Origin of the sequence: Mycobacterium genavense ATCC 51234 (genome assembly GCF_000526915.1) — a bacterium.
Taxonomy (GTDB): domain Bacteria; phylum Actinomycetota; class Actinomycetes; order Mycobacteriales; family Mycobacteriaceae; genus Mycobacterium; species Mycobacterium genavense.
Genome location: NZ_JAGZ01000002.1, coordinates 254,925 through 268,952 on the forward strand (window position 1 = coordinate 254,925; position 14,028 = coordinate 268,952).

General features: G+C 67.7%; 18 protein-coding genes. 10 read left to right on the plus strand and 8 right to left on the minus strand.

Annotation, left to right across the window (positions count from 1 at the left end; genetic code table 11):
• Positions 1-70: 70 nt before the first annotated feature.
• The gene (fasR, locus tag T428_RS0105885) at positions 71-757 is read left to right on the plus strand and encodes an HTH-type transcriptional activator FasR (RefSeq protein WP_025735734.1); all 687 of its coding nucleotides are present in this window, start codon (positions 71-73) and stop codon (positions 755-757) included.
• Here the strand turns inward: fasR and T428_RS0105890 are convergent.
• On the minus strand, positions 744-1,016 hold the full coding sequence (locus T428_RS0105890) for a DUF3107 domain-containing protein (RefSeq protein WP_025735735.1): 273 nt from the start codon (positions 1,014-1,016) through the stop codon (positions 744-746). The genes fasR and T428_RS0105890 overlap by 14 nt on opposite strands.
• Before the next feature lie 184 nt (positions 1,017-1,200).
• Between T428_RS0105890 and T428_RS30935 the strand changes: the two genes are divergently transcribed.
• Positions 1,201-1,968, plus strand: a complete 768-nt coding sequence (locus tag T428_RS30935) for an MmpS family transport accessory protein (protein WP_425411997.1) — start codon at positions 1,201-1,203, stop codon at positions 1,966-1,968.
• Between the two features lie 3 nt (positions 1,969-1,971).
• On the opposite strand, the gene T428_RS0105900 is transcribed toward T428_RS30935, so the two are convergent.
• Positions 1,972-2,667: a ferritin-like fold-containing protein gene (locus tag T428_RS0105900; protein WP_025735736.1), complete on the minus strand. Its 696-nt coding sequence runs from the start codon at positions 2,665-2,667 to the stop codon at positions 1,972-1,974.
• 234 nt (positions 2,668-2,901) lie between these two features.
• On the opposite strand from T428_RS0105900, the gene T428_RS0105905 reads away from it, so the two are divergent.
• Both T428_RS0105905 and T428_RS0105910 read left to right on the plus strand, forming a co-directional pair.
• Positions 2,902-4,404, plus strand: a complete 1,503-nt coding sequence (locus tag T428_RS0105905; protein WP_025735737.1) for a DEAD/DEAH box helicase — start codon at positions 2,902-2,904, stop codon at positions 4,402-4,404.
• 14 nt (positions 4,405-4,418) lie between these two features.
• Positions 4,419-5,630 carry an Rv3212 family protein gene (locus T428_RS0105910; RefSeq protein WP_025735738.1) on the plus strand — a complete coding sequence of 404 codons (1,212 nt, stop codon included), beginning with the start codon at positions 4,419-4,421 and terminating at the stop codon, positions 5,628-5,630.
• 73 nt (positions 5,631-5,703) lie between these two features.
• On the opposite strand, the gene T428_RS0105915 is transcribed toward T428_RS0105910, so the two are convergent.
• Complete coding sequence (locus T428_RS0105915; protein WP_025735739.1) at positions 5,704-6,504, minus strand: ParA family protein; 801 nt, start codon at positions 6,502-6,504, stop codon at positions 5,704-5,706.
• A gap of 74 nt (positions 6,505-6,578) precedes the next feature.
• Here T428_RS0105915 and T428_RS0105920 point away from each other — a divergent pair, with 74 nt between their 5' ends.
• The 3 genes from T428_RS0105920 to T428_RS0105930 are packed head-to-tail and all read left to right on the plus strand — an operon-like array spanning position 6,579 to position 8,751.
• Entirely contained in the window at positions 6,579-7,175 is a 597-nt protein-coding gene (locus T428_RS0105920) for an acid phosphatase (protein WP_025735740.1), read from the plus strand.
• Positions 7,172-8,272 (plus strand): isochorismate synthase, encoded by a 1,101-nt coding sequence (locus T428_RS0105925; protein ID WP_025735741.1) that lies wholly within the window; start codon positions 7,172-7,174, stop codon positions 8,270-8,272. Before T428_RS0105920 ends, T428_RS0105925 begins: the two co-directional genes overlap by 4 nt.
• A complete protein-coding gene (locus T428_RS0105930; protein WP_025735742.1) occupies positions 8,269-8,751 on the plus strand; it encodes a GNAT family N-acetyltransferase in 483 nt (160 codons plus the stop codon). Before T428_RS0105925 ends, T428_RS0105930 begins: the two co-directional genes overlap by 4 nt.
• Here T428_RS0105930 and T428_RS0105935 read toward each other — a convergent pair.
• Complete coding sequence (locus tag T428_RS0105935) at positions 8,703-9,131, minus strand: hypothetical protein (protein WP_025735743.1); 429 nt, start codon at positions 9,129-9,131, stop codon at positions 8,703-8,705. The two genes, T428_RS0105930 and T428_RS0105935, sit on opposite strands and share 49 nt — an antisense overlap.
• A 119-nt stretch (positions 9,132-9,250) precedes the next feature.
• Between T428_RS0105935 and T428_RS0105940 the strand changes: the two genes are divergently transcribed.
• Positions 9,251-10,216, plus strand: a complete 966-nt coding sequence (locus T428_RS0105940) for a diacylglycerol/lipid kinase family protein (protein ID WP_025735744.1) — start codon at positions 9,251-9,253, stop codon at positions 10,214-10,216.
• A 283-nt stretch (positions 10,217-10,499) separates the two neighbouring features.
• Complete coding sequence (whiB1, locus tag T428_RS0105945; protein WP_025735745.1) at positions 10,500-10,754, plus strand: transcriptional regulator WhiB1; 255 nt, start codon at positions 10,500-10,502, stop codon at positions 10,752-10,754.
• 60 nt (positions 10,755-10,814) lie between these two features.
• Here whiB1 and T428_RS0105950 read toward each other — a convergent pair whose 3' ends face one another.
• Together T428_RS0105950 and T428_RS0105955 are read right to left on the minus strand one after the other, a co-directional pair.
• Positions 10,815-12,317 (minus strand): sensor histidine kinase, encoded by a 1,503-nt coding sequence (locus T428_RS0105950; protein ID WP_025735746.1) that lies wholly within the window; start codon positions 12,315-12,317, stop codon positions 10,815-10,817.
• A gap of 49 nt (positions 12,318-12,366) precedes the next feature.
• Positions 12,367-12,582: a biotin/lipoyl-binding carrier protein gene (locus T428_RS0105955; protein ID WP_025735747.1), complete on the minus strand. Its 216-nt coding sequence runs from the start codon at positions 12,580-12,582 to the stop codon at positions 12,367-12,369.
• A 215-nt stretch (positions 12,583-12,797) separates the two neighbouring features.
• Here T428_RS0105955 and T428_RS35990 point away from each other — a divergent pair, with 215 nt between their 5' ends.
• Positions 12,798-12,872: a 50S ribosomal protein bL37 gene (locus T428_RS35990; protein WP_156942885.1), complete on the plus strand. Its 75-nt coding sequence runs from the start codon at positions 12,798-12,800 to the stop codon at positions 12,870-12,872.
• Positions 12,873-12,897: 25 nt separating this feature from the next.
• Here the strand turns inward: T428_RS35990 and rsrA are convergent, their stop codons facing one another.
• A complete protein-coding gene (gene rsrA, locus T428_RS0105960; RefSeq protein ID WP_025735748.1) occupies positions 12,898-13,197 on the minus strand; it encodes a mycothiol system anti-sigma-R factor in 300 nt (99 codons plus the stop codon).
• Positions 13,194-13,856, minus strand: a complete 663-nt coding sequence (locus T428_RS0105965) for a sigma-70 family RNA polymerase sigma factor (RefSeq protein WP_169733628.1) — start codon at positions 13,854-13,856, stop codon at positions 13,194-13,196. Before T428_RS0105965 ends, rsrA begins: the two co-directional genes overlap by 4 nt.
• Positions 13,857-14,028 lie beyond the last annotated feature (172 nt).

The following is a 14,028-nucleotide window of genomic DNA, read 5'->3' on the forward strand; positions in this document are numbered from 1 at the left end:
TGCGACGAGCGGCGCGCGACGGGCCTGTCGACATTCGATGGTCGGTCGCCACTATTCAAATGAGGACCACGTGAGCGATCTCGCCAAGTCGGCGGCACGGCGTGCCGTCAGATCGGGTGACCGCGGTCGGCCGAGTGACGGCATAGCGACCCCGAACCGGCGGGGGAACCGGTTGCCGCGCGACGAGCGGCGCGGCCAATTCCTGATCGTGGCCAGCGATGTCTTCGTCGACCACGGCTATCACGCGGCCGGCATGGATGAGATCGCCGACCGCGCAGGGGTCAGTAAACCCGTTCTGTACCAACACTTTTCGTCCAAGCTGGAGCTGTATCTGGCGGTGCTCAATCGCCACGTCGACAACCTGGTCTCGGGCGTGCAGAACGCGCTGAGCACCACGACCGACAACCGGTGGCGGTTACATGCGGCGGTCCAGGCCTTCTTCGACTTCATCGAGCACGACAGCCAGGGCTACCGGCTGATCTTCGAGAACGACTACGTCACCGAGCCCGAGGTCGCCGCGCAGGTTCGCGCCGCCACCGAATCGTGTATCGACGCGGTTTTCGCGCTGATCAGCGCCGATTCCGGGCTGGACCCGCACCGCGCCCGGATGATCGCGGTGGGCCTAGTAGGCATCAGCGTCGACTGCGCCAGGTACTGGCTGGACTCCGACCGCCCGATCTCCAAGTCGGACGCCGTCGAGGGAACCGTCCAGTTCGCCTGGGGGGGGCTGTCACACGTGCCGCTTACTCGCTCTTAGCGCGCTTACCGGCGGAATGCACGCCGGTGTCCGCTCCGATTCCGAAGCCGACCCGACGGCCGTCGGCGGCACCGATCTCGACGTAGGCGATCTTGGCGGAATGAATCAGGTAGCGGCGGCCCTTCTCGTCGCTGAGGCTCAACAGACCCGAGCCTGCGCGCAGTGCGGCACTCACGGTCTCCTCGACCTCCGCAGGCGTCTGCGCACTGGAGAAGACCAGCTCGCGCGGACTGTCCGTGATACCGACCTTGACCTCCACGATGGCCCCTTCCGTTGATATTCCGTCGCAGGCGTGTCAGCAGCAGGTTAGTGGACACCGCCGCCGCGCTCCGCGTAGAGGGGTTCGCGGTAAGCGAAACACCGCCTAACGACAGATAACGATTGGCTCCCAGCTGGATCAAGGTGGCGCACGGCGCCCGTCTCTGTCCATTCACGTCAGTAACATCGGCATCATCAGAAACATGCTTGATGATCGCACCGGACCGGTCCACGCCTACCCCGATGATGCGACATACCACGGAGCCGACTACGACGGCTACGGCGATGACGGATACGCCGACGACGACTACTCCGACGAGGACTACGAGGAGTACGACGAACTCAAGGAACTACTGTGGCCCATCGGGACCTGGCGCCCGGCGGTCGCGGTGCTCGGCGCGGTGGTGGCGATCGGCGCGATCGCGACCGCGGTGATCATCAACAGCGGCGACAGCGCGTCGACGAAGGCCACCGTGGCGCCGCCGGCGCCCACGACCGTGACCTCCGCACCGCGGACCAGCAGCCCGCCCAGCGCGACGCAGCGTCCGGCCCCGAGCACCTCGCAGGCACCTCAGCTACCGCCGGAGACTATCACCACGTTGGCCCCGCCGAGCGCGACGCTGACCACCCCACCGTTGGCCGCGCCACCTCCCGCGGTGGTAGCACCTCGGGCCACCGTGAATCCGAGGACCATCTACTACAGCGTGACCGGGACGAAGACGCTGCTGGACCTGGTGAACGTCGTCTACACCGACGCCCGTGGCTACCCCCAGACCGAGTTCAACGTGTCGCTGCCCTGGACCAAGGTGGTCGTGCTGAATCCGGGCGTGACGACCCAGTCCGTCGTCGCGACCAGCATCGTGGGCAAGCTCAATTGCGCGATCGTCAACGCCCAGGGACAGGTGGAGATCGCGTCGGCAAACAACTCGAACCTGGCGACCTGCACCAGGTAGGGCTCAGCGCAAGCCGAGCTCGCGCATCCGCCGGTCGTGAGTTTGCTGCAGCCGCTCGAAGAATGCGCTGAGCTGGTTCAGGCCGCCGGTGCCCGACACCACCAGATCGACCAGCTCGTCATGGTCGGCGAGCAAATATTGCGCCTGGGTTATCGCTTCGCCATACAGCCGGCGGGCCCACAGCGCCAACCGGCTGCGCTGTTTGCCACTGGCGGTCACCGCGGCGCGCACCTCGGCGACGACGAACTGCGAGTGCCCCGTCTCGGACAGGGCCGCCCGCACCACGTCGGCGACCTCGTCGGGCAGCCCGTCGGCGATCTCGAGATAGAGGTCGGCGGCCAGCGCGTCACCGACATAGGTCTTCACCAGCGCTTCCAACCAGGTGCTGGGCATTGTCAACCGGTGGTAGTTCTCGATCGCCGACACGTAGCGCGACATGGCGGAAACCACGTCGACGCCGCGGCTTTCCAGGGCGGCTTGCAGCAGCTCGTAGTGCTGCATCTCGGCGGCCGCCATGCTCGCCATCGAAATACGCCCACGCAGGTCAGGCGCCATGCGCGCCTCGTCGGTCAGCCGGTAGAACGCGGCCACCTCGCCGTAGGCGAGCACGGCGAACAGTTCGTTGACGCCCGGATGGTCCGCGGTCAGCCCCGCGGCGGGCGAATCGTCTACTTGGTCGGCAGAGGAGGCCGAAGTCATGCGCCTCACTGTAGTCGGCGGACCTGGACGAAGATGGGTGTGAGCTGTCGACCAGCTATCATGCAGATAGATAGCGGCTGTATTTCTTCAAACCGCAGCTATCGGCGAAATGTGCGTACACCACTGGCCGGCCTCGGCAGGGCCTGGCGACTCGGAGTCGGAATTCGTGCGCGCGTGACCGCGACAGAGAACCGATTCCAACCGAATAGTCACCGAAAGGTACGTCACTCACGCATGACCGCATTGACCAGCAAAACTGAACCAACCTTTGCCGAACTCGGCGTCCGCGACGAAATCGTCCGGGCACTCGCCGAGAAGGGCATCGAACACGCCTTTGCCATCCAGGAACTCACCCTGCCGATGGCACTCGCCGGTGACGACGTCATCGGCCAGGCCCGCACCGGTATGGGCAAGACCCTCGCCTTCGGCGTTCCGCTGCTGCAGCGCATCACCAACGGCTCGGGCGCCCGGCCGCTCAACGGCACACCCCGCGCGCTGGTCGTGGTGCCCACCCGCGAGCTGTGCCTGCAGGTCACCGAGGACCTGGCCGCGGCGGCCAAGCATCTGACCGCCGACGAGGGTCGTCGCCTGTCGGTGGTGGCGATCTACGGCGGACGGGCCTACGAACCGCAGATCGACGCGCTGCGCACCGGCGCCGACGTCGCGGTGGGCACGCCGGGCCGGCTGCTCGACCTCGCGCAGCAGGGCCACCTGCAGCTGGGCGGGCTTTCGGTGCTGGTGCTCGACGAGGCCGACGAGATGCTCGACCTGGGCTTTTTGCCCGACATCGAGCGCATCCTGCGGCAGATCCCCGCCGACCGGCAATCGATGCTGTTCTCGGCGACCATGCCGGATCCCATCATCACGTTGGCCCGCACGTTCATGGTCCAGCCCACGCACATCCGCGCCGAGGCGCCGCATTCGGCGGCCACGCACGACACCACCGAGCAGTTCGTCTACCGCGCCCATGCGCTGGACAAGGTGGAGCTGGTCAGCCGGATCCTGCAGGCCGACGGTCGGGGCGCGACGATGATCTTCACCCGCACCAAGCGCACCGCACAGAAGGTCGCCGACGAACTGGCCGAGCGCGGCTTCAAGGTCGGCGCCGTGCACGGCGATCTCGGGCAGATCGCCCGGGAGAAGGCGCTCAAGGGATTCCGCAACGGTGACGTCGACGTGCTGGTGGCCACCGACGTCGCGGCCCGTGGCATCGACATCGACGACATCACCCACGTCATCAACTACCAGATCCCCGAGGACGAGCAGGCGTACGTGCACCGGATCGGCCGTACCGGCCGCGCCGGCAAGACCGGCATCGCGGTCACCCTGGTCGACTGGGACGAGCTGCCCCGCTGGGCGGCGATCGACAAGGCGCTGAACCTGGGCTCCCCGGAGCCCGCCGAGACGTACTCCAGCTCGCCGCACCTGTACACCGAGTTGGGCATTCCGCTCGAGGCCTCCGGCACGGTTGGCTCGCCGCGCAAGTCACCGGTCAAGCGCCGCGACGCCGACCGCGCTGTCAGCCCCACGGAGAAGCCGGCGCGCGCCCGCTCGGGGAACCGCCGCCGCCGCACCCGCGCCGGCCAGCCGGTCAGCGGCCACCCGTCGGGCAACGGCAGCGACGGCGAGGCCACCGCGGAGGCGCCGTCGGATTCGGCGTCCAGCAGTAACGGCGGCAGCAACCGTCGCCGCCGTCGTCGCCGCAAGCCGGCGGAAGCCGCCACGCCCGCCAACTGACCCGACACCCAGGCATGGTCAAACCCGAACGCCGAACCAAGGGCGATCTGTTGGCCGCCGCGGCGATCGCGGTCGTCGTCGCCGCCACCGCGTCGCTGATCTGGTGGACCAGCGATGCGCGGGCCACGATCAGCCGTCCCGCCGCGACCCCGGCGGCGAACCCCGCCCTGGCCAAGCAGGTGCCGGCCAGCCTGCGGCAGCTGTGGACGGCTCCCAGTTCCGCCACCACGGCACCGGTGATCGTGGGCGGGACCGTCACCACCGGCGACGGCCGCGAGGTGGACGGGCGCGACGCCGGTACCGGCCAGACGCGCTGGAGCTACTCCCGCGACACCGACCTGTGCGGCCTGTCGTGGGTCTACCACTTCGCGGTCGCGGTGTACCGCGACGACCGCGGTTGCGGCCAGGTCAGCACCATCGACGGGTCCACCGGCCGGCGCGGGCCCGCCCGCAGTAGCTACGCCGATCCGCAGGTTCGCCTGTCCTCCGATGGCACGACGGTGTTGTCGGTCGGCGACACCCGGCTGGAGCTGTGGCGTTCGGACATGGTCCGGATGCTGGCCTACGGCGAGACCGACGCCCGGGTCAAGCCGTCGGCGCGGGGCCTGCACTCCGGCTGCAAGCTGTACTCGGGCGCCGCCAGCTCGTTGGCCGTTTCGGTGCTGGAGAGCTGCGGTAACCAGTCCGACCTGCGGCTGGCCCTGCTACGCCCGGGCAAGGAAGACGACGAACCTGCCCAGCATCTGGTCTCCGAGCCCGGGATCGGGGTGAACTCGGGCGCTCGGGTGCTGACCGTGTGGCAGCGCAACACGGCCGTGTATCTGCCGGCGCCGCAGCCCAGGGTCGACGTGATCGATGAGATGGGCACCACGGTATCCAGCGCACTGCTGGCCAAGCCGCCGTCGAATTCGGCGGTGTCGCAGGCGGGCAACGTGATGACCTGGTGGACTGGCGATTCGGTGCTGGTGTTCGACGCGAGCAGCCTGCACCTGCGCTACACCATCGCCGCCGGCGACAAGACGGTGCCGCTGGGGCCCGGCGCCATGATGGCCGGCAAGCTGCTCATCCCGGTCACCGGCGGAATCGGCGTCTACGACCCCGTGTCCGGAGCCAACGAACGCTACATCCCGGTCGATCGCGCGCCGAGCAACCGGGCGGTGGTCCCGGCGGTGTCGGGCTCCCGGGTGTTCGAGCAGCGCGGCGACACCGTGGTTGCGCTCGGCTAGACGCCAGCGCCCGTTCGGTGTGCGCTCAGGGCTGCGGGTGTGCGCTCAGGGCGGCGTAGCCGCACACCCTCGACTACGCCTCGACGGTGAACGTCGGCAGCGGTTTGCCGGACTTCCAGTGCTTGATCAACGCATGCGCCAGGGTGGAATAGGCCGCCGCGCCCTTGTTCTTGCGCCCCGCCATGACCGACGCGCCCGACGCGCTGGCCTCGGCGAAACGCACCGTACGCGGGATCGGCGGAGCGAGCACCGGCAAGTCGTAGCGGTCCGCGACGTCGAGCAGCACATCGCGGGTGTGCGTGGTGCGCGAGTCGTACAACGTCGGCAACGCGCCCAGCAGCCGCAGATTCGGATTGGTGATCTGCTGGGCATCGGCGACGGTGCGCAGGAATTGGCCGACACCGCGGTGGGCCAGCGTCTCGTACTGCAACGGCACGATCACCTCGTCGGCCGCCGTCAGCCCGTTGAGGGTGAGCACCCCCAGCGACGGCGGGCAGTCGATGATGACCACGTCGAACTGCTCGGCCACTTTGGCCAGTGCGCGCTTGAGCGCGTACTCGCGGCCGGCCCGCATCAGCAGCATCGCCTCGGCGCCCGCCAAGTCAATGTTGGCCGGCAGCAGCGTCATTCCCTCCGTCGTGGTGACCAGCGCCGCGTTCGGCTCGATCTCACCGAGCAACACCTCGTGCACGGACACCGGCAACTTGTCGGGATCTTGGCCGAGCGAGAACATCAGACAGCCCTGCGGATCCAGATCGACGAGCAGCACCCGCTTGCCCATGTCCAGCATCGCCGCACCCAGTGAGGCGACCGTCGTCATCTTGGCGACGCCACCCTTCTGGTTGGCGACTGCCAGTACCCGCGTCCCACTCACACCTGCCATCCTGGCACGTCGGGGCTGGGAGCTAGCAACGACGGGCCCATGAGTCTCGGGCAGAATCAGTCGACATGGGCTTGCACAACCACCGACTGCTCTTGCTGCGGCACGGCGAAACCGAGTGGTCGCTGTCGGGTCAGCACACCGGCAGCACCGAGATCGACTTGACCGAAAACGGCCGGACGCAGGCTAAACTCGCCGGCGGCGTGCTCGGTGGACTGAGCCTGGACAACCCGCTGGTGATCAGCAGCCCCCGGCAGCGTGCGCGGGTCACCGCCGAGTTGGCGGGCCTGACCGTCGACGAGATCTCGCCGCTGCTCGCCGAGTGGGATTACGGCGAATACGAAGGCGTGACAACCGAAAAGATCCGCGAGACCGTCCCGGACTGGCTGGTGTGGACGCACGGCTGCCCCGGCGGTGAAAGCGTCGCGCAGGTCAGCGACCGCGCGGACCGCGCGATCGCAATGGCGCAGCAGTACATGGAATCGCGCGACGTGGTGTTCGTCAGCCACGGCCACTTCTCCCGCGCGGTGATCATTCGGTGGCTGGAGCTGCCGCTGCTCGAAGGCCGCCGATTCGGCATGCGTACCGCCTCGATCGCGATGTGCGGCTTCGAGCACGGGGTCCAGCAGCTGCTCACCCTCGGGCTGACCGGTCAGACGGTGTGAACTCGGTCGAACCGCCGTTCGCCCTGTGCGGCCCACGCGGCACCCTGATCGGCGAAGGCGTGCGGACGCGCTACAGCGACGTGGCCGCCGCACAGGCCACGCTGGTATCGGGATCTGCTCCAATAGTGTTGGGCGCGTTGCCTTTCGACGTGGACCGGCCGGCCGCACTGCTAGTGCCGGACGCGGTGCTGCGCAGCGACGGACCACCCGACTGGCCGACGGGCCCGCTGCCCGGCGTTCGCATCACCGCCGCGGTCCCGCCGCCGACCGACTACCGCGCCCGGATCAGCCGCGCCCGAGACGAGGTGACGGCACCGGGCACGCCGCTGAGCAAGGTGGTGCTGGCGAGGGCGTTGCGGCTGGCCGCCGACGGCGCGCTGGACGCCCGCGTCATCCTGCGCCGCCTGGCCGCCAACGACCCCGCCGCCTATTGCTATCTGGCCGACCTGACCACTGCCGGCAGCGATTATGCGGGCGCGGCTTTGGTGGGCGCCAGCCCGGAGCTGCTGGTCGCGCGGACCGGCGACCGAGTGAGCTGCCAGCCGTTCGCCGGTTCGGCTCCCCGCGCCGCTGATCCGGAACGCGACGCCGCCAACGGCGCCGCGCTGGCCGCGTCCGCCAAGGACCGCCACGAGCATCAGCTGGTCATCGACACGATGCGGGCCGCGCTGGAACCGTTGTGCGACGAGCTGACGATCGCACCCGAGCCGCAGCTGAGCCGCACCGCCGCGGTGTGGCACCTGTGCACACCGATCAACGGCCGGTTGCGCGATAAGTCAACTACGGCAATCGATTTGGCATTGGCGCTGCATCCCACACCGGCGGTCGGAGGGGTGCCGGCCAAGGCCACGTCCGAGCTGATCGCCGAACTCGAAGGCGACCGCGGCTTTTATGCCGGCGCGGTGGGCTGGTGCGACGGACATGGCGACGGGTATTGGGTGGTGTCCATCCGCTGCGCACAGCTGTCGGCGGATCGGCGCACCGCGCTGGCCCACGCCGGCGGCGGCATTGTCGCCGAATCGGATCCCGATGCCGAAGTCGAGGAAACCACAACGAAATTCGCCACGATACTCAACGCGCTAGGAGCGCAGCTGTGAGCGAGAACATCCGCCGCGCCACACCCGAAGACGTCGCCGCGATTACCGATATGATCCACGCGTTGGCCGAATTCGAACACGCCGCCGATCACTGCACCGTCACCGAAAAGCAAATCTCTACAGCACTTTTCGGCGAATCGCCGATCGCGCACGGACACGTCGCCGAAGTCGACGGCGAGATCGCGGGGATGGCGCTGTGGTTCGTCAACTTCTCCACCTGGGACGGCGTCGGAGGCATCTACCTCGAAGATCTGTTTGTCCGCCCCGCATTTCGGCGCCGCGGCCTGGCCCGCACGCTGCTGGCGGCCCTGGCCGCCGAATGCGTCGACAACGGCTACACCCGGTTGGCGTGGGCGGTGCTGAACTGGAACGTGGACGCGATCGCGCTGTACGACGACATCGGCGGCCAACCGCAGCGCGAGTGGACCACCTACCGGCTGTCCGGGCCGTCGCTGTCCGAGCTGGCGCGACCGCACTGATCTCCACCGGCGACCCAGCGCAGCGCCGCGGGGGTGAAGAGCAACAGCAACACCGTCAGCGCCACCACGGCCAGCGGTATGCCGAACGATGCGCGATGCGAACCCACCGCCAGGTACCAGGCCACCGGCAATAGCAGCAACTGGGTGAACGCCGCCAGCCCGCGCCCCCACCGCCGGCCGATCACCAGCGCGCGTCCGCCGGCGGTCACCACGCCGCCGATCACCAGGAACCACAGCGCGGTACCCAGCCCGTTGACCACTCGCTGATCGGCGCCCGCGACCGCGCGCACCACCAGGACCGCGGCCATCAGCAGCGCCGCCGATCCCTGCGCCGCGACGATGAATCCGGCGCCCCGCACGGCGGATGGGGGCTGCGGTATCTCCCGGTTGCGGGCGGCGCGGTTCACAGCGTCAGCGTAGCCACGCTCCGCCCGTGGCCCATCGGGCCGACGCTTCCCCCACAGCAAGGCCTTAACCGCCCCGCATAAGCTCGTGCGTCATGCGAGCCGTGCTGATCGTGAACCCCGCAGCCACGTCCACCACACCAGCCGGCCGCGATCTGCTGGCCCATGCGCTCAAGAGCCGCCTCGACCTCACCGTCGAGCACACCAACCACCGCGGCCATGGGACCGAACTCGGGCGGGCCGCCGCCGAAAGCGGGGTGGATTTAGTCGTCGTGCATGGCGGCGACGGCTCGGTGAGCGGGGTCGTCAACGGCATCCTGGGCCGTCCCAGCGCGCCGCGGCCGGCGCACGTCCCCGCCGTCGCGGTGGTGCCCGGCGGTTCGGCGAATGTGCTGGCCCGGGCGCTGGGAATCTCCCGGGATCCGGTCGCCGCCACTAACCAGCTGATCCAGCTGATCGACGATTACCGCCGCCACCAGACCTGGCGACGGATCAGCCTGATCGACTGCGGTGAGCAGTACGCGGTGATCAACGCCGGAATGGGCGTCGACGCCGAGGTGGTCGCCGCGGTGGAAGCCCAGCGCAACAAGGGCGTCGCGGTCACGCCGCTGCGTTATTGGCGGGTGGCGGTGCCCGCCACGATTCGCTACAGCCGCCGCGCGCCGGACATGACGCTGGAGCTGCCGGGCCGCGATCCCGTCTCGGGCGCGAAGTTTGCCTGGGTGTCCAACACCACGCCGTGGACCTACAGCAACAGCCGGCCGATGGTGACGAACCCGGGATGCAGCTTCGAGTCGGGCCTGGGTGTGTTTGCGGTCACGAACATGAAGGTGATTCCCACCCTTCGGTTACTGCGGCAGATTCTCGCGAAGAACCCGCAGCCGCAAGCCGATCAACTCGTCCGCGACGACGACACCGCTTGTCTGCGAATCACCTCCGGCGGTGAGCCGATCGCCAGCCAGTACGACGGCGAGTACCTCGGGCTGCGCGATTCGATGACATTCCGGGCGGTGCGCGATGCACTTCCCGTCGCGGCGCCGCCGCGAAGGAGACCGTCTTGAGCTGCGGAAACACCTAACCGAACGGTGAGAGCAACCAAAAATCTTTGGCGGGGTAATCGGCGAGTGTAGTACAATGGAGTGAAGGCTTGACTAAGCCTTAACCAAAGTGAGATAGCCCACGCACTAACTCACGCTATTGACTTCTGTTGTGCCTGTGAAACGATCGAAAGGTTGCATGCACAGATTGTGGGGGTACCTAACGGACCCTTACTCATGCAAGCGTTAAGAGCCGAAGAATAACGCCAGTGCGCGATGCTGCGCACATAGTGAGGAGTAATTACTTATGGATTGGCGCCACAAGGCGGTGTGTCGCGACGAGGACCCGGAGCTGTTCTTCCCGGTGGGTAACAGTGGCCCGGCGCTCGCGCAGATCGCTGACGCGAAACTGGTCTGCAACCGGTGTCCGGTGACCACCGAGTGCCTGGGTTGGGCACTGAACACGGGTCAGGACTCCGGTGTGTGGGGCGGTATGAGCGAAGACGAGCGGCGTGCGCTCAAGCGCCGCAAAGCCCGGACGAAGGCCCGCAGCGGAGTCTGATCCAAGGCTCTGAACAGCGCGGCCCCGACAATGTGTCGGGGCCGCGCTGTTGCGTGGGCCCTACAGCACCAACCTGGACCGACGGCCGATCGGCACCCGCAGCACCACATCGGTGCCACCGCGGGGTGCTTGACGCATCCCCAGGGTTCCGTCCAGCTCCGCCGCGACCAGGGTGCGCACGATCTGCAGGCCCAGGCTGTCGGATTTCTCCAGGCTGAAGCCGTCGGGCAGCCCCCGGCCGTCGTCGTGCACCACCACGTCGAGCCAGCGCGCCGAACGCTCGGCACGGATCGTCACCGACCCTTCCTGGGCGGCCAGGTCGAATGCGTGCTCGATCGCGTTCTGCACCAGCTCGGTGATCACCATGATCAGCGCGGTGGCGCGGTCGGAGTCGAGCACGCCCAGATCGCCGACCCGGTTGATCCGGATCGGCCGATCCACCGAGGCCACGTCGTTCATGATCGGCAGGATCCGGTCGATGACCTCGTCGAGATTGACCTGCTCGTCGACCGACATCGACAGCGCGTCGTGGACCAGGGCGATCGACGACACCCGTCGCACGGATTCGATCAGCGCCTCGCGGCCTTCGGCGTTGACCGTCCGGCGGGCCTGCAGGCGCAGCAGCGCCGCCACCGTCTGCAGGTTGTTCTTCACCCGGTGGTGGATCTCGCGGATCGTGGCGTCCTTGGAAATCAGGGCCCGGTCGCGGCGTTTCACCTCGGTCACGTCGCGGATCAGCACCGCGGCGCCGGCGCCGGCCCCGTGCACCACCAGCGGCAAGGTCCGCAGCAGCACGGTGGCACCGCCGGCGTCGACCTCCATGCGCATGCTCTTGCCGCCGGCCAGCAGGTCCTGCACGTGCTCGGCCATCTCCTGGGCTTCGAACGGGTCCGAGATCAGCGGCCGGGTGATGCGGATGAGGTTGTGGCCCTCTAACTCGCTGGTCAGTCCCATGCGGTGATACGCCGACAGGGCGTTGGGGCTGGCGTAGGCGACCACGCCGTCGACGTCGAGGCGGATGAACCCGTCGCCCACGCGTGGCGTCGAGCGCGACATGGCGACATCGCGGACGTCGGGAAACGTGCCGTCGGCCAGCATGTGGACCAGATCGGCGGCGCATTCGCGGTAGGCGGTCTCCAGCTGCCCGGAGTTCTGATTGGTGGGCAGCGACGTCTGGTGCTGGGTGAGCACCGCGACAACCTGATCGGCGTAGCGCACCGGGGAGGCCGCGACGTGCGGCCCCGGCAGCTGCCACGAATCTTGTTGTGCAGCTGAGGTTTGCAGCTGCACGGTGCCCGACGCGAACGTCTCGGCGACCAGCGGTAGCCGGTCGGCGTCGACGACGCTGCCCACCGAGTCGGTCTGCAGCACCGTCGGCGCGGTGTTAGGCCGGCATTGGGCCACACACACCAACACACCGTCGTCGCGGCGAACCCACATCAGGTAGTCAGCGAACGACAGGTCGGCCAGCAGCTGCCACTCCCCGACCACCGCGTGCAGATGGTCGACGGCGTTGCCGGGCAGGATGGTGTGTTCGGCGAGAAGATCACCGAGCGTGGACATCAAATACTCCCGCGTCGTCCCACGGCGGTAGGTGCGAAGCGCCGAATGGCTAGCTGATCACGGCGATCAGGTCGCCCGCCTGGATGACGTCGCCGACGGCCACGCTCACCTTGCTGATCGTGCCGTCGACTTCGGCCAGGACCGGAATCTCCATCTTCATGGACTCCAGCAGCACCACGACGTCGCCCTTGCCGATTTGGTCGCCCTCGTTGACAACGACTTCGAGCACGCTGGCCACGATCTCGGCTCGAACATCCTCGGCCATCTTCACCCCACTCGTCTCGACCATTGCGCATGCTGGCTGGTCCGGGCTTCCATCTCAAGCTCATGTATATCGAACCACAACATCACGGGCATACCGGCGCGCGGGCCGGTGCGCGGTGGGGTGTGAAATAGCACAGCCCGGGCCGTGCGAGAATTGTCGGCAACTCGACGGGTGCCCGGCGCCCGGATCATGACCGAACGACGGAGGTTCCCCCGATGGCCAAGCGTGGCCGCAAGAAGCGTGACCGCAAGTACACCAAGGCCAACCACGGCAAGCGTCCCAACTCCTAGCCGCCGGCCGCGCTGAGGCGCGCCGTTACTGCACGTCCCGGATGATCGTGGTGCGGCGGATCTCCAGCCGCAACCGCTCTCGCAGGCCCTCGGGGGCCTTGTCGCCGCTGCACTTGGTGGCGATCAGCGCCTTGAATTGCTCTTCGATCCCGAACAGCCGCAGACAGGGCGGGCATTCCTCGAGATGCTGCTTGAGCTTCTTGCGTGTCTCGGGGGTGCACTCACCGTCGAGCAGCGTCCATACCTCGGCGATCAATTCGGCACACTCGGCCTTGGTGCGCGGATCCGACCGCGCCGAGGCGCCATCGGGCGAAAACTCACTCATGACGGCACCTCCTCGTGCGTCTGCTCACCCCGGATGAAGCCGCGGTCCTTGGCCACGTCTTCCAGCAACGAGCGCAGCTGGCGTCTGCCCCGATGCAGCCGAGACATTACCGTCCCGATCGGGGTGTCCATGATCTCGGCGATCTCCTTGTACGGGAAACCCTCGACATCGGCGTAGTAGACCGCCATTCGGAACTCTTCCGGCAGCGCCTGCAGGGCCGCCTTGATCTCGGTGTCCGGCAGCGCCTCCAACACCTCGACCTCGGCCGAACGCAGCCCAGTCGAGGAATGCTCCGCGTTGGACGCCAGCTGCCAGTCGGTGATCTCCTCGGTCGGATACTCCGCGGGCTGGCGCTGCTTCTTGCGATAGCTGTTGATGTAGGTGTTGGTCAGGATCCGGTACAGCCAGGCCTTGAGGTTGGTGCCGGCCCGAAACGACCGGAACCCGGCGTAGGCCTTGACCATCGTTTCCTGCAGCAGATCCTCGGCGTCTGCGGGGTTGCGCGTCATGCGCAGCGCGCCGCCGTAGAGCTGATCCAGCAGGGGGATCGCGTCGCGCTCGAACCGCGCGGCCAGCTCCTCGTCGGTCTCGTCAACAGGCATGGGCTCGACGGTGTCTGAACCGGTCACGGTGTCTGGGCCATCATTTGATTCGGCCATCTCGATTAACACGGTCCCTTCCGTCGCAGCGTCGCCACGTAGCACCCCCAGCGACACCTGACTCGCGAACAAGCGAGCCAACTGCTCCTCGCCCATTGAACTGCCTAACAGGCTCGTCGCCGTTGACACCAGATCCTCCCCTCCCAATCTAAATGCTGCGACCGACATCATT

Excerpts from the sequence above, each read along its gene's own strand:
- T428_RS0105900 (WP_025735736.1), bottom strand. The coding sequence starts at position 2,667 with ATGACTTCGGCCTCCTCTGCCGACCAAGTAGACGATTCGCCCGCCGCG.
- T428_RS0105905 (WP_025735737.1), top strand. The coding sequence starts at position 2,902 with ATGACCGCATTGACCAGCAAAACTGAACCAACCTTTGCCGAACTCGGC.
- T428_RS0105910 (WP_025735738.1), top strand. The coding sequence starts at position 4,419 with ATGGTCAAACCCGAACGCCGAACCAAGGGCGATCTGTTGGCCGCCGCG.
- T428_RS0105920 (WP_025735740.1), top strand. The coding sequence starts at position 6,579 with ATGGGCTTGCACAACCACCGACTGCTCTTGCTGCGGCACGGCGAAACC.
- T428_RS0105940 (WP_025735744.1), top strand. The coding sequence starts at position 9,251 with ATGCGAGCCGTGCTGATCGTGAACCCCGCAGCCACGTCCACCACACCA.
- whiB1 (WP_025735745.1), top strand. The coding sequence starts at position 10,500 with ATGGATTGGCGCCACAAGGCGGTGTGTCGCGACGAGGACCCGGAGCTG.
- T428_RS0105950 (WP_025735746.1), bottom strand. The coding sequence starts at position 12,317 with ATGTCCACGCTCGGTGATCTTCTCGCCGAACACACCATCCTGCCCGGC.
- T428_RS0105955 (WP_025735747.1), bottom strand. The coding sequence starts at position 12,582 with ATGGCCGAGGATGTTCGAGCCGAGATCGTGGCCAGCGTGCTCGAAGTC.
- rsrA (WP_025735748.1), bottom strand. The coding sequence starts at position 13,197 with ATGAGTGAGTTTTCGCCCGATGGCGCCTCGGCGCGGTCGGATCCGCGC.
- T428_RS0105965 (WP_169733628.1), bottom strand. The coding sequence starts at position 13,856 with ATGGCCGAATCAAATGATGGCCCAGACACCGTGACCGGTTCAGACACC.